The sequence below is a fragment of the Mesorhizobium sp. dw_380 genome, from assembly GCF_018588885.1.
Taxonomy (GTDB): domain Bacteria; phylum Pseudomonadota; class Alphaproteobacteria; order Rhizobiales; family Rhizobiaceae; genus Mesorhizobium.
The window spans coordinates 1-12,508 of sequence record NZ_JAFFIW010000032.1 but is presented as its reverse complement, the minus strand read 5'-3'; the positions used below and the strand labels follow the sequence as shown (position 1 = coordinate 12,508).

Here is a 12,508-nt window from a genome sequence, read left to right as displayed (position 1 = left end):
CTGTCGCAATGGAGCAAGGGAGTCCGCGGCAGTGCCACGGATCTCTCGGGTGTTTGTGAAGGCTGCGCCGCTGCCCTCTTGATTCAAGCAGCCGGCGCAAACCCTTGTTATGCAATGAGTGGCAGGCTGACGCCGCTATTTGGCGGCGTCGACGAATTCCGTCGTGTAGGTCTTCGACAGGTCGATCTGCTTGCCCTGCAGGCTCTTCGAAAATGTCGAGAGAACCTTGAGCACGGTCGGCGGACCTTCGGCCGGCATGCGGCCGTCCGGCGTGAACATCGCCTTGCCGCCGGCCAGCCCCTGCACGTAGAGATCCTTGTTGCCGGCATAATAGTCCTTCGGCATTTTTTCGGCGATTTCTTCGGCCGAGTGCGTGGCGATGAACTTCATTGTCATGACGAAGGCGTTGGCTAGCTTCTGCGCCTCGTCCTTGTGGCTTTCGAGCCAGGCGGACTGGACGTAGAAGGACGCCGCCGGATACGGACCGCCGAGCGCTTCCTTGGTTTTCTCAGGCGTGCGCATGTCGACCAGGATGCTGGCTTCTCCGGTCTTGAGCAATTTGGCGATGGTCGGCTCGGTGGTCATGCCGGCCTGGATCTGGTCCTGCTTGACGGCGGCGATGAAAGTGTTGCCGGCGCCGACCGGCAGGAGCGTGTAATCGCCGGGCTTCAAGCCATTGCGCACGGCAAGATACTGGGTCAGGAAATCGGTCGAGGAGCCGAGACCGGTGACGCCGAGCGTGGCGCCCTTGAAGTCGGCGGGCGACTTGATCTCCGGGTGCTTGGCGGAGACCAGCTCGACCTCGCCAGGCGCCTGGCTGAACTGGACGATCGACTGGATATACTTGCCCTTCGATTGCAGGTCGACGGTGTGATCATAGAAGCCGACGACGCCCTGGACGGCACCGGCCAGCAGTTCATTTTCGGCCTCGACGCCGGCGCGCGAGTTGAGCAGCTCGACATCGAGCCCCTGGTCCTTGAAGTATCCGAGCTGCTGGGTGAGCACGGCAGGCAGATAGATCTGCTTTTCCATGCCGCCGACGATGATGGTGATCTTGTCGGCAGCCGAAGCCACTGTGGCGCCTGTGGCTGCGATGGCAAGCGTTAGCGCCGCTGTGCGCAGGGCGCACTTCGAGATGAAACCGGTCACGAAACTTCCTCCACTTGGGCGGCGCGCCGTGAAGCTGCGCCGCATTCTCCTCCTCGCCGGCCGCTCGAGGACCGGTCATGCGGTGACACCGCGACCCTGTCATGGCACGCCCAAGCTTTCAGCTGGCTTTCAGCCGCCAAGCGAAAAGGAGTATCGGCAATTCATGCCAGAGCGTTCAACCCCAGCACATCGCGCATATCGTATTGGCCGGGCGAACGTCCCGACAGCCAGAGTGCCGCGGCAATGGCGCCACGGGCGAACATGATGCGGTCGCCGGCCGCATGCGACAGGGTGACAAGCTCGCCTTCTGTGCAGAAGCTGACGCTGTGCTCGCCGACGATGCTGCCGCCGCGCAGCACGGCAAAGCCGATTTCGCCGGCGGGTCGCGCGCCAGTGACGCCGTCGCGGACACGCCGTGCGACAGCATCCAGTTCGACACTACGTCCGCCGGCAACGGCCTGCCCCAACATCTGCGCCGTGCCCGACGGCGCGTCGATCTTATGGCGGTGATGGGCCTCGAAAATCTCGGCATCCCAGTCCTGGGGATCGAGTGCTCTCGCCGCCTGCTCGACCAGTCCGACCAGCATGTTGAGCCCAAGCGAAAAGCTGCCGGAGCGCACGATGGCAATGGTTTTCGCGGCGTCGGCTATATCAGCCAGTTCGGCCGCGTCGAAACCGGTCGAGCCAATCACCAAAGCCGGGCCGCCCCGGTTGGCGCAAAACCTTGCCAGATCGGCCGATGCCGCCGGCGTGGTGAAATCCATGACCACATCGGCCATGGCAAGCGCCTGGTCGCGGCTGACCAGCCCGTCGCCGACACTGCCCGGACGATGGAAGCGGGCGACGAGCGCCAGACGCGCGTCGGCCTGGACGGCGTCCACCATCTGGCGGCCCATGCGGCCGAGCGCGCCGGCGATGGCGATCCTGATCGGTGCCACGGCCTCGGCTATTTCCACATGCCGCGCATGCGCGCGCCGATGTCGACGCGCACGTCCGGCCGGGGCGCCCTGCCCTGTGCGGCCTGCGCACTTGGCCACGACACCTGCTCAAACGCGGAGAGGATCGAGGCCGGGATGAAGCGCGTGCGCGAGGCATAGAGATGGCGATCGCCGCGCGCCGCCTGGCCGTGCGGAAAGAAGCGCTGCGGCATGACCAGATTGAGGCTGTCCTTGGCCCGCGTCATCGCCACGTAGAGCAGCCGGCGCTCCTCCTCGATGTCTTCCTTGGTGCCGACGCCGAGATCGGCCGGTATGCAGCCATCGACCGTGTTGAGCACGAAGACATTCTTCCACTCCTGGCCCTTGGCCGAGTGGATGGTCGACAGGATCAGATAGTCCTCGTCGCGATGCGGCGGCCCGGCCTGGTCGCTGGTGGCGTCCGGTGGATCGAGCGTCAGCTCGGTGAGGAACCGTTCGCGCGAAGCGTAGCTCGACCCAATCTGCTCGAGCTGCAACAGGTCGGCGCGGCGCGTGATCGCATCCTCGTGGATGCGCTCCAGATGCGGCTCGTACCAGAGCCTGATCTGTTCGAGATCGGCCGGCCATTTGGCCCCGGCCCGCAGGCCGGAATAAAGCGAAACGAACCCCGGCCAGTCGTCCGCGGCGCGCTGCGGCGGCCGCCAGCCGGCCAGGCCCATCGCTTCATCCAACGCCGTGGTCATGGTCTCGACGATCTGCGCGGCGGCCGAGGGCCCGATGCCCGGCAAAAGCTGCAGCACACGAAAACCGGCGACGCGGTCGCGCGGGTTCTCGGCGAAGCGCAGCACCGCCAGCACATCCTTGACGTGGGCGGCATCGAGGAATTTCAGCCCGCCGAACTTGACGAAGGGAATGTTGCGCCGCGTCAGTTCGATCTCCAGCGGCCCGCTGTGATGCGAGGCGCGAAACAGCACCGCCTGGGATTTCAGCACTGTCCCGGCCTCGCGCTCGGCAAGGATCGTATCGCAGACGAAATTCGCCTGCTCAACCTCGTCGCGCACGCTCACCAGTCTCGGCTTGGCGGCGGATTTGCGCTCCGACCACAGGTTCTTGGTGAAACGCTCCGAGGCCTCGCCGATCACCGCATTGGCGGCGGCGAGAATGGTGTCGGTCGAGCGGTAGTTGCGCTCCAGCATCACCACGTCGGCGGTTTGCGCGAACTGCAGGGGAAAATCGAGGATATTGCGCACCTCGGCGGCCCGGAACGAGTAGATCGACTGCGCATCGTCGCCGACCACCGTCAGCCCTGCACCATCGGGCTTCAGCGCCATCAGTATCGAAGCCTGCAACCGGTTGGTGTCCTGGTATTCGTCGACCAGCACGTGGTCGAATCGTTGTCCCAGATGCGCCGCTATTTCCGGCTCGGCCGCCATCTGCGCCCAGTAGAGCAGCAGGTCATCATAATCGAGCACGTTCTGCGCCTGCTTAGCCTCGACGTAACCCGCAAACAATTGTTTCAGCTGCTCGGCCCAGCCAGCGCACCAGGGAAAAGCCGACCCCAGCACTTCGTTGAGTGGTGCCTGCGCGTTGACGGCGCGCGAATAGATGGCAAGGCACGTGCCCTTGGTCGGAAAGCGCGCCTCCGTCTTGGAGAAGCCGAGTTCGTGGCGCGCGAGATTCATCAGGTCGGCGGAATCCTCGCGATCATGGATGGTGAAGGCCGGATCGAGGCCGATCTCCAGCGCATAGTCTCGCAAAAGCCGGGCGCCGATGCCGTGAAAAGTGCCGGCCCAGGTCAGCGCATCCGTGATCACCGCGGCGTCACGGCCGAGCACTTCACCGGCGATGCGCTCGACGCGCCTGGCCATTTCTGACGCGGCGCGCCGCGAAAAGGTCATCAGCAGGATGCGGCGCGGGTCGGCGCCCTTGACGATCAGGTGCGCGACGCGATGCGCTAGCGTGTTGGTCTTGCCCGAGCCGGCGCCGGCAATGACCAGCAAGGGCCCGGCGACCCTGCCGTCGCCGTGTTCGACGGCCTGGCGCTGGGCGTCGTTCAGCCGGGCGAGATAGGCGGGCGGGACGGTCGATTCCAAATAGGTCGAATCATGGGCGGCGAGGTTCATCGCCCATCAAGCATCGTTTCTGCTTTGTTCGCAACAAAGAAGCGGCGCGACGCAGCTCTTGGTTTTGATGCAATTCCCAAGGGAAAGCGCTACGCGCTTTTCCCGGGACTTTTCCTGAAATCGCTTACCGCTTGGGATCGACGCCCATCGCCGCCGATTGACGGCGCAGGGCCTCGCGGTCACTTCTTGGTGCCGGCAGCAGCAGGGGATCGAAATTGTCCGGCACCTCATCGATCATTCTGCGAGCGAGGCGATAGATCAGAAAAGCAAAGGTGCCTGCCAGAAGCAAACGGATCATGCAGCGGTTCTCCTCTGATAGGGATCAACCGGAGACATGGCGTTTTGTTCCCGCGCGAATACGGGCAGTGCCGGAATGATATCCAGCACGAAGAGGTCGAGAGTTCAGGGTATTGCCAAGATACATTCCTCGAGGTCCTCGAGGCGGAACTTGGCATTGCGCAGCTCGCCCGCGTCTTTATTGCTAATTTAGCAAGCGTACGCCGCAAAGAAGAAGGCCGGCGCCGCTTGGGAGGTAATCTGATAGCGCCGGCCAGGCGGATATCAGGTCCGCCGCAGGGGGAAGGCTAGCTGAGTCTTGCCGCTACGTCATGCGGGATCGAGGATTTCGGCCCCTTCCCAGGCGTTTTCCCCCGGCAAAAGCGTGCCGAAGGGACCTTTCAAATCCCAAGCCGTCGCCTGGCGATGGCGACATGGAAGTTGGCGCCGAACAGCAATCCCTCATCATTGAAATCATAGGCCGGGTTGTGCAAAGGCGCTGAGGCCTCGCCATTGCCGAGGAAGACGAAACAGCCCGGCACATGGTCGAGGAAGCGGGCAAAGTCCTCCGAGGCCGTCATCGGCTCACGCGCGATAGCGATATTGCCGGGTTCGAAGACGTCTTTGGCGGCGGCGAACGCGGCGTCGACCAGTTCGGCATCGTTATGCAGCGGCACGAATTCTCGGCTGTATTTGACTTCGGCGGCGACGTTGTAGGCGGCGGCGGTGCCTTCGGCGATGATGCGCATCTGGCGTTCGATCCCGGCGCTGACTTCCGGTCGGAAGCTGCGCGCATCGCCAAGGATGCGGGCAAGGCCGGGCAGTGCATTGCGGGTGCCGTCGGTGATCAGCTCAGTCACGGAAACCACCGATATGTCGGCCGGGCTCAGCCGACGCGAGACGATGGTCTGCAGATTGGTGACCAGGGCGCAGGCGGCGACCAGCGTTTCGTTTCCCGAATGCGGCCGCGCCGCGTGGCCGCCGAGACCTCTGAGCACGATCTCGAAGTTATCCTCCGCCGACATGATGGGACCGGCACGGGTCTCGAAATGGCCGATGGGAAGGCCGGGCATGTTGTGCAGCCCGAAAATCTCGTCGAAGGGAAAGCGCTGCATCAGGCCATCGGCGAGCATGGCCAGCGCGCCCCTGCCCCATTCCTCGGCCGGCTGGAAGATGAAGCGCACAGTGCCGTCGAAACCGCCCTCTTCGGCCAGAAGCTTTGCCGCGCCAAGCAGCATTGCCGTGTGGCCGTCATGGCCGCAGGCATGCATGATGCCGGGATTGCCGGAGCGATATGGCGCGGCCGATTGCTCTGATATACGCAGCGCATCCAAGTCGGCCCGCAGCGCAACGGCGCGGTTGCCGCTGCCGCGCTTCAGCGTGCCGACGACACCGGTTCCGCCGACACCCTCAGTGACATCGTCCAGGCCGAATTCGCGCAGCTTGGCCGCGACAAAGGCCGCGGTGCGTTTCTCCTCGAAGCCGAATTCGGGGTTCGCGTGCAGATCACGCCGCCATCCGGTCATCTCGCGCTTCAGCGTTTCGGGATCGCGTTCAGCCACTCCTGCGCTCCTCCATCTCCGCAAGTTCGGTGACGATATCAAGCAGGATGTTTGCGCCGGCAACAAGCTCGACATCGTCGGTATGCTCGCGCGGACTGTGACTGATGCCTCCGGCGCTCGGCACGAAAATCATCGCCGCAGGCGCGATACGCGCGATCATCTGCGCGTCGTGGCCGGCGCCCGAGGTCATGCGCCTCGATACAAGTCCCCGCTTCCTCGCCGCGGCCTCGATCAGCTCGACCACCCGCCTGTCGAAGACAACCGGCTCGAAGCGCGCCAGCCTCTCGACTGTCACGGTGATGCCCTCGGCGGCGAGCTGTTGCAGGAAGGCGGCCGGCGCCGTCTCTTCCGCCTGCAAGCGCTGCTCGTCGGGATCGCGCAGATCGACGGTGAAGACGGCGCGTGATGGTATGACGTTGATGGCGTTCGGCTCGAACCGCATCGTGCCGACGGTGGCAACGGTTGGCGCGTTGGAGGCCGCTGCCCGGTCGTGCAGGAAGGTGATCACGCGTGCCGCAGCGTATCCGGCATCGCAGCGCATCGACATCGGTGTGGTGCCGGCATGATTGGCGACACCATCGAGGGTGATGCGTTGCCAGGAAATCCCCTGCAGGGTTTCCACCGCGCCGATCGGAATGCCTTCGCGCTCCAGAACCGGCCCCTGTTCGATATGCAGTTCGACATAGATGTGCGGCTTGAGAAAGCCAGGTTCGCGGTCGCCGGCATAGCCGATGCGAGCCAGCTCCTGTCCGAGCGTGCAGCCGTCAGTGCCGACGGCAGCGAGTGCCGCCTCGACACCGATGCCGCCGGCATAGACCAGCGATCCCATCATGTCGGGAGAAAAGCGCACGCCTTCCTCGTTGGTGAAGGCCGCGACGGCGAGCGGGCGCGACGGCGCGAGGCCCGACGCTTTCAGCGTCTCGATCACTTCCAGCCCGGCAAGCACGCCATAGCAGCCATCATAGATGCCGGCATCGATGACGGTGTCGATGTGCGAGCCGATGAGCAGTGGCGCCTCGCCTGCATTGTCCTCGCTTTGCCAGATGCCGAAGATATTGCCGACGCGGTCGATGGCGACATCGAGCCCGGCCCGCCGTAGCCAGCCGACGAAAAGATCGCGGCCGAGCTTGTCGGCGTCGGAAGCGGCCAGCCGGATCAGCCTGCCCTCCGCGTCGCGGCCAACAGCGCCGAGTTCACGGATGCGGCCAAGCAGGCGCTGTGCGTCGATCGCGATCATGGCATTGCCTCGGCAACAAGCTTGCCGGCCAGCACATCGGCCGGGCTCATGCCGACCAGCTCGGCATAGCGATGCGGATCGGTGGCCCCTTCCGTGTTGATCACCAGCACGCGAGCCCGGCTGTCGAGCCCGAGATCGTTCTTGTTTTCAGCCACCGCCCGGATCAGTCCGGCAAGGCCGACGCCGCCGCTCTCGCCGGCGACGATCACCGGATCGCCGCCGTCTGGCCGCGCCAGCCGCCGCATCACCGCGACGGCGTCGTCCTCCTCCACGGTCATGAAGGCGTCGGCGACGCGCGCCAGCACGCGCCAGGCGACCTGTGAGGCCTCATAGCATTCAAGCATGGCCATCACCGTCGGCTGATCGTGCGCCACCTTGACCACGCGCCCTGCCCGGGCAGCAGCGACAACGCAAGCGGCCCGCGCGGGCTCGACCACGGTGAAGACCGGCCTGGCGTCGCCGAGCACGATGGCGAGATGGCCGGCCAGCGCGGCGGCAATGCCGCCGACGCCGGCCTGGACGAAAACGTGGGTCGGCGGCTCCCGCAGCTGGCGCAGTGCTTCGCGCACGATCGCCGTATAGCCTTGCATCACCAGGCCGGGAATGCGCTCATAGCCCGGCCACGACGTATCCGACACCACGGTCCAGCCTTTCTCGGCCGCGACTTTGGCGGCTTGCCTGACCGAGTCATCATAATTGCCGTCGACCCGAACCATCTCCGCGCCATAGCGGGCTATTGCCGAGATCCGCTCGTCGCTGACGCCGGCATGGACAAAGATCACGGCCCTGGCACCGGCAAGCTCGGCGCCTTGCGCGACAGAGCGACCGTGATTGCCGTCGGTGGCGCAGGCGACCGTCATCCTCGCGGCGACCGAGCGGACATCGGGCCGATCGAGATCATCGATGTCGACAGGGCGGCCAAGCCGTTTGCTTGCCTCCTCCAGCACCAGGCGGAAGACGGCATAGGCGCCGCCCAGCGCCTTGAAGCTGCCGAGGCCGAGACGGAAGCCCTCATCCTTGACATGCAAGGCAGCGAGGCCAAGTTCGCTCGCCAGCGCCGGCAGCGCGTGCAGCGGCGTCACGCTGTGATTGTCGCGATGGGCAAGAAAGCGCTCGACCGCATCCGCCCCGGCAAGCCCAAGGGTTTCGGCGTCGGCCGCATCAAGCGGCTGACGATGCAACGCCTTGCGGTTGAGCAGGAACATTGAGGCCTCCTTGTTGGTGAGCGAGAACATATTGCAGGATTGGCGCAAAGAGCGCTGTATTTGGCCCTCCTAAATGCAAGTTTGTTTCGCCGGATATCTCCATTGCCTCAATCACCACCGTCACTCGACAGCTTCGACCTCGCCATCCTTGCCATCCTGCAGCGGGACAATACGACGCCGCAGCGCCTGATCGGCGAAGCGGTGAACCTGTCGGCGCCGGCGGTGCAGCGCCGCATCAAGCGGATGGAGCAGGCCGGCGTGATCGCGGGCAATGTCGCCGTGGTCGAGCCGACGGCCGTCGGCCGGCCCATCACCATCTTCGTCGAGGTGGAGCTGGAGAGCGAACGCACCGAACTGATCGATGCGGCCAAGCGGCAATTCTCGGCGGCGCCCGAAGTGCAGCAATGCTACTACGTCACCGGCGAGGCAGACTTCATCCTGATCATCACCGTGGCCGACATGGGAGCCTATGAGGCACTGACGCGAAAGTTGTTTTTCGGCAGCAACAATGTCCGGAAGTTCCGCACCTTCGTCGCCATGGACCGCGTCAAGGTCGGGCTGACGGTGCCTTTGCCGGATTGAGGCAAATCCCGGTCGGTCCCTGCCATGCTTTTGACATTCTCAGGACGCGAATTGAACGATGGAGGCGCGCTTGGACGACACCACACCAGTTGCTATCATCGGTGCCGGGCCGGCGGGCCTGGCCGTTGCCGCGTGCCTGCGACAGGCCGGGGTCGACTTCATCCTGCTTGAGAAAGAGCAGCAGGCCGCGCCCGCCTGGCGGCGCCATTACGAACGCGTCCACCTGCATACGACCAAACGCTATTCGTCCCTACCCTTCGTGCCCTTCCCGAAGCACTATCCGCGGTATGTGCCGCGCGATCTCTTCGTCGACTATCTCGATGCCTATGCGCAACGCTTCGACTTGCGGCCCAGGTTTGGGGAAATGGTGAAAGCGGTCGCTCGCGAGGGTCGCGGCTGGCATGTGGACGCGACATCCGGCCCGTTGCGCGCCAAACATGTGGTGATCGCGTCAGGCTACAATGCCGAGCCCTTGCGGCCCAGATTTGCGGGCGTCGATACCTTCACGGGCAAGACACTGCACAGCGCCGACTATCGCCATGCGACGCCTTTTGCCGGTCAGTCAGTGCTGGTCATCGGCATGGGCAACACCGGCGCGGAGATTGCGCTCGATCTGGCGGAAAATGGCGCAAAACCGACGATTTCCGTGCGCGGCGGCGTTCATATCGTGCCGCGCGAACTGTTCGGCGTCCCCATCCAAATCGTCGGCATGGCGGCGCGCCTGGGGCCGCAACGCATCAATGACGTTCTTTTCCCCATCATCCTCGATCTGGTGTTGGGCAGGCTGGAAAAATACGGGCTCAAACGGCCAAGACAGGGACTGCTGGAACAGATTGCGATTGCGTCGCGCATTCCGGTGATCGACGTGGGCACTATCGGCAAGATCCGCGAAGGCACGATCAAGGTTGCCCCCGATGTCGCCGAGATCTCTGAGCGCGGCGCCCGTTTTGCCAACGGCAAACATGGCGAATTCGACGCGATCGTCTTTGCGACCGGTTTCCGGCCGGGCTATGCCAAATTCCTCGAACCCGGCATCCAGCCGGATCGCAGCGGCGTTACCGCGCAAGCTTCGGATCTCGGCCTCTACCTCATTGGTTTCCACAATGCGGTCACCGGATTGCTGCGCGAAATCGGGATCGAGGCCCAGGCGATCGCCGACGACATCCGGCACCGGCTGAACAGGAAAAAGGTGGCCGAATTCCTGCCGGTGTGATTGGTCGCGAGCGGAGCAAAGCTCCCTTCGGCCTCAACTTGCCTTGCGCAGCCAGACCTTGTTGTCATGGAAGGCAGCGCCGCCGTAAGGCGCCGGCGCATCCGCGCCGGTCAGTACATTGATGCCCTCCCCGCGCTCATGGGCGCTGTTCGGCCAGATGCCTTCGGCGATCACGACGCCGCGCTTGATGCCGTCGAACAATTTGGCGTGCAGCACCACCTCGCCACGCATATTGCCGACCTCGACCCGGTCGCCGTCGGCCAGTCCGTACGCGGCGGCATCGTCGGGATGGAGAAGCAGTTCCGGGCGGCCTTCCCTGGCCTTCGACACCGGCGTTTCCGAGAACGTCGAGTTCAGGAAATTGCGCGCCGGCGAGGTCGTCAGCCGGAACGGATGCGCCTCGTCCGCCACCTCGATCAGGTCGACATGATCGGGAAATTCCGGCAGTCGCTCCACCGGCCCGAACAGCCCCATGCTCTTCGGCGGCCTGTTGGGGGCCGCCTGCCCGGTCCAGTCAGCGCGGAAGCGGAATTTTCCATCCGCATGGCCGAATCCTCCAATGAAATGCGCGGTCTCGAAATCCGGCTGCAGGTCGACCCACTTGTCTTCCTTCAAGCTGTCGAAGCTGCCCAGCCCGCGCTTGCCGAGAATGATGTCGATATGCTGCTGTTCGGTGAGACCAAAGCCTGGACGGTCGGAGACTCCCAGGCGCTCGGCCAATTGTTCGATGACGAAATGATTGGTGCGCGGCCCTTCCGGCGGCTCGATCAGCTTGGGGCCGAGCGTGATATGCTGATTGCCGCCGCCCTTGTAGACGTCGTCATGCTCGAGGAACATCGTTGCCGGCAGCACGACATCGGCAAGCTTGGCGGTGTCCGTCATGAACTGCTCGTGCACGCAAGAGAACAGGTCGTTGCGCAGAAAGCCCTGCTTCACCAGCCGCTGCTCGGGCGCGACATTCACCGGATTGGTGTTCTGGATCAGCATCGCCGTCACCGGTGGTCCGCCATAAAGTGCATCGCCGGAGCCACTCAGCACCGGGCCGATGCGGGAATGGTCGAGATAGCGGATCGAGGGATCGCGCATCCCTGTGCCTTCCAGCACATCCTGGTTGAGCTTGAAGATGCCCGAATTGGAATGGAAGGCGCCGCCGCCCTCATATTGCCAGCTGCCGGTGACAGCGGCGATGCAGGAGGCGGCATGCATGTTGACGGCACCGTTGCGCTGGCGGGCAAAGCCGTAGCCGAGGCGGAAATACGTTTTCCTGGTGGTGCCAACCAATCGCGCGAAGGCCTCGATTTCAGCGACGCCAAGGCCGGTGATTGCGGAGGCCCATTCCGGCGTACGCGTCTTTAGATGCGCTTCCAGCCCTCCGGGATCGTCGGTGTATTTTTCTAGATAGGCGCGATCGGCCATCCCTTCCCTGAACAGCACATGCATGACCGCGCAAGCCAGTGCGCCATCGGTGCCGGGCTTGAGCACAAGGCCCATGTCGGCCTGTTTCATGGTCGCGTTTTCATAGACGTCGATGACGACGATCCTGGCGCCGCGTTCCTTGCGCGCCTTGATGGCGTGGGTCATCACGTTGACCTGCGTGACCACGGCATTGGTGCCCCAGATCACCACGCAGTCGGATTTCGCCATCTCGCGCGGGTCCGGCCCGCGCAATGCGCCCGCTCCCATCATCCAGCCGGTCCAGGCGAGATTGGTGCAGATCGACCCGAAGAAGCCGGAATATTTCTTGGCATGGCGCAGCCGGTCGATGCCGTCGCGCTGCACCAGCCCCATCGTGCCGGCATAGTAATAGGGCCAGACCGTCTCCGAGCCGTGTTTCTCCTCGGCAGCAACGAATTTTTCGGCGACGAGGTCGAGCGCGGCCTCCCAGCTTGCTTCCTTCCAGACGCCATCGCCCTTGGCGCCGGCGCGGATCAGCGGCTTCAGCAAACGGTCGGGATGATGGACGCGGTCGGCATAACGCGCGACCTTGGCGCAGACGACGCCGGCCGTATAGGTATTGGACTTGGCACCATGGACACGCCCAATGCGGTTGTCGTCGAGCAACTCGACCTCGAGCGCGCAGGTCGACGGGCAATCATGCGGACAAGCCGAATGGCCGATGCGGAGCTTGGCGTGCTGGTTCATGGCACTTGTTTAACCGCTTTCGGGCAAGGCGTGTAGGGCCAGATCTTACCCTCCCCTTGATGGGGAGGGTCGGCGCGTAGCGCCGGGGTGGGGTGTGGCGCA

Annotated in this window: 10 protein-coding genes; 2 read left to right on the top strand and 8 right to left on the bottom strand. The window is 64.2% G+C overall.

Annotated elements, in window-relative coordinates; all coding sequences use genetic code 11:
* Positions 1-135: 135 nt before the first annotated feature.
* The 7 genes from JT360_RS24560 to JT360_RS24530 all read right to left on the bottom strand — a co-directional run bounded on the left by JT360_RS24560 (position 136) and on the right by JT360_RS24530 (position 8,469).
* On the bottom strand, positions 136-1,149 hold the full coding sequence (locus JT360_RS24560; protein WP_214474792.1) for an ABC transporter substrate-binding protein: 1,014 nt from the start codon (positions 1,147-1,149) through the stop codon (positions 136-138).
* Positions 1,150-1,310: 161 nt separating this feature from the next.
* Entirely contained in the window at positions 1,311-2,105 is a 795-nt protein-coding gene (gene dapB, locus JT360_RS24555; RefSeq protein WP_214474790.1) for a 4-hydroxy-tetrahydrodipicolinate reductase, read from the bottom strand.
* On the bottom strand, positions 2,096-4,189 hold the full coding sequence (locus JT360_RS24550; RefSeq protein WP_214474788.1) for an ATP-dependent helicase: 2,094 nt from the start codon (positions 4,187-4,189) through the stop codon (positions 2,096-2,098). The genes dapB and JT360_RS24550 overlap by 10 nt, the downstream gene beginning before the upstream one ends.
* Before the next feature lie 124 nt (positions 4,190-4,313).
* The gene (locus JT360_RS24545; RefSeq protein WP_214474787.1) at positions 4,314-4,487 is read right to left on the bottom strand and encodes a hypothetical protein; all 174 of its coding nucleotides are present in this window, start codon (positions 4,485-4,487) and stop codon (positions 4,314-4,316) included.
* A gap of 379 nt (positions 4,488-4,866) precedes the next feature.
* Entirely contained in the window at positions 4,867-5,991 is a 1,125-nt protein-coding gene (locus JT360_RS24540; protein ID WP_214474887.1) for a M20 aminoacylase family protein, read from the bottom strand.
* Between the two features lie 28 nt (positions 5,992-6,019).
* Positions 6,020-7,264, bottom strand: coding sequence for a Zn-dependent hydrolase (locus JT360_RS24535; RefSeq protein ID WP_214474786.1), 1,245 nt, complete (start codon positions 7,262-7,264; stop codon positions 6,020-6,022).
* A complete protein-coding gene (locus JT360_RS24530) occupies positions 7,261-8,469 on the bottom strand; it encodes a diaminopropionate ammonia-lyase (RefSeq protein ID WP_214474785.1) in 1,209 nt (402 codons plus the stop codon). The genes JT360_RS24535 and JT360_RS24530 overlap by 4 nt, the downstream gene beginning before the upstream one ends.
* 102 nt (positions 8,470-8,571) lie before the next feature.
* Between JT360_RS24530 and JT360_RS24525 the strand changes: the two genes are divergently transcribed.
* Positions 8,572-9,051: an Lrp/AsnC family transcriptional regulator gene (locus tag JT360_RS24525; protein WP_214474784.1), complete on the top strand. Its 480-nt coding sequence runs from the start codon at positions 8,572-8,574 to the stop codon at positions 9,049-9,051.
* A 70-nt stretch (positions 9,052-9,121) separates the two neighbouring features.
* Positions 9,122-10,264 (top strand): flavin-containing monooxygenase, encoded by a 1,143-nt coding sequence (locus JT360_RS24520; RefSeq protein ID WP_214474783.1) that lies wholly within the window; start codon positions 9,122-9,124, stop codon positions 10,262-10,264.
* 33 nt (positions 10,265-10,297) lie between these two features.
* Here JT360_RS24520 and JT360_RS24515 read toward each other — a convergent pair whose 3' ends face one another.
* Positions 10,298-12,406: a molybdopterin-containing oxidoreductase family protein gene (locus JT360_RS24515; RefSeq protein ID WP_214474782.1), complete on the bottom strand. Its 2,109-nt coding sequence runs from the start codon at positions 12,404-12,406 to the stop codon at positions 10,298-10,300.
* Positions 12,407-12,508: the final 102 nt, after the last annotated feature.

Coding starts and splice junctions, on each gene's coding strand:
- JT360_RS24545 (WP_214474787.1), bottom strand. CDS start 4,487: ATGATCCGTTTGCTTCTGGCAGGCACCTTTGCTTTTCTGATCTATCGC.
- JT360_RS24535 (WP_214474786.1), bottom strand. CDS start 7,264: ATGATCGCGATCGACGCACAGCGCCTGCTTGGCCGCATCCGTGAACTC.
- JT360_RS24530 (WP_214474785.1), bottom strand. CDS start 8,469: ATGTTCCTGCTCAACCGCAAGGCGTTGCATCGTCAGCCGCTTGATGCG.
- JT360_RS24540 (WP_214474887.1), bottom strand. CDS start 5,991: ATGACCGGATGGCGGCGTGATCTGCACGCGAACCCCGAATTCGGCTTC.
- JT360_RS24550 (WP_214474788.1), bottom strand. CDS start 4,189: ATGAACCTCGCCGCCCATGATTCGACCTATTTGGAATCGACCGTCCCG.
- JT360_RS24515 (WP_214474782.1), bottom strand. CDS start 12,406: ATGAACCAGCACGCCAAGCTCCGCATCGGCCATTCGGCTTGTCCGCAT.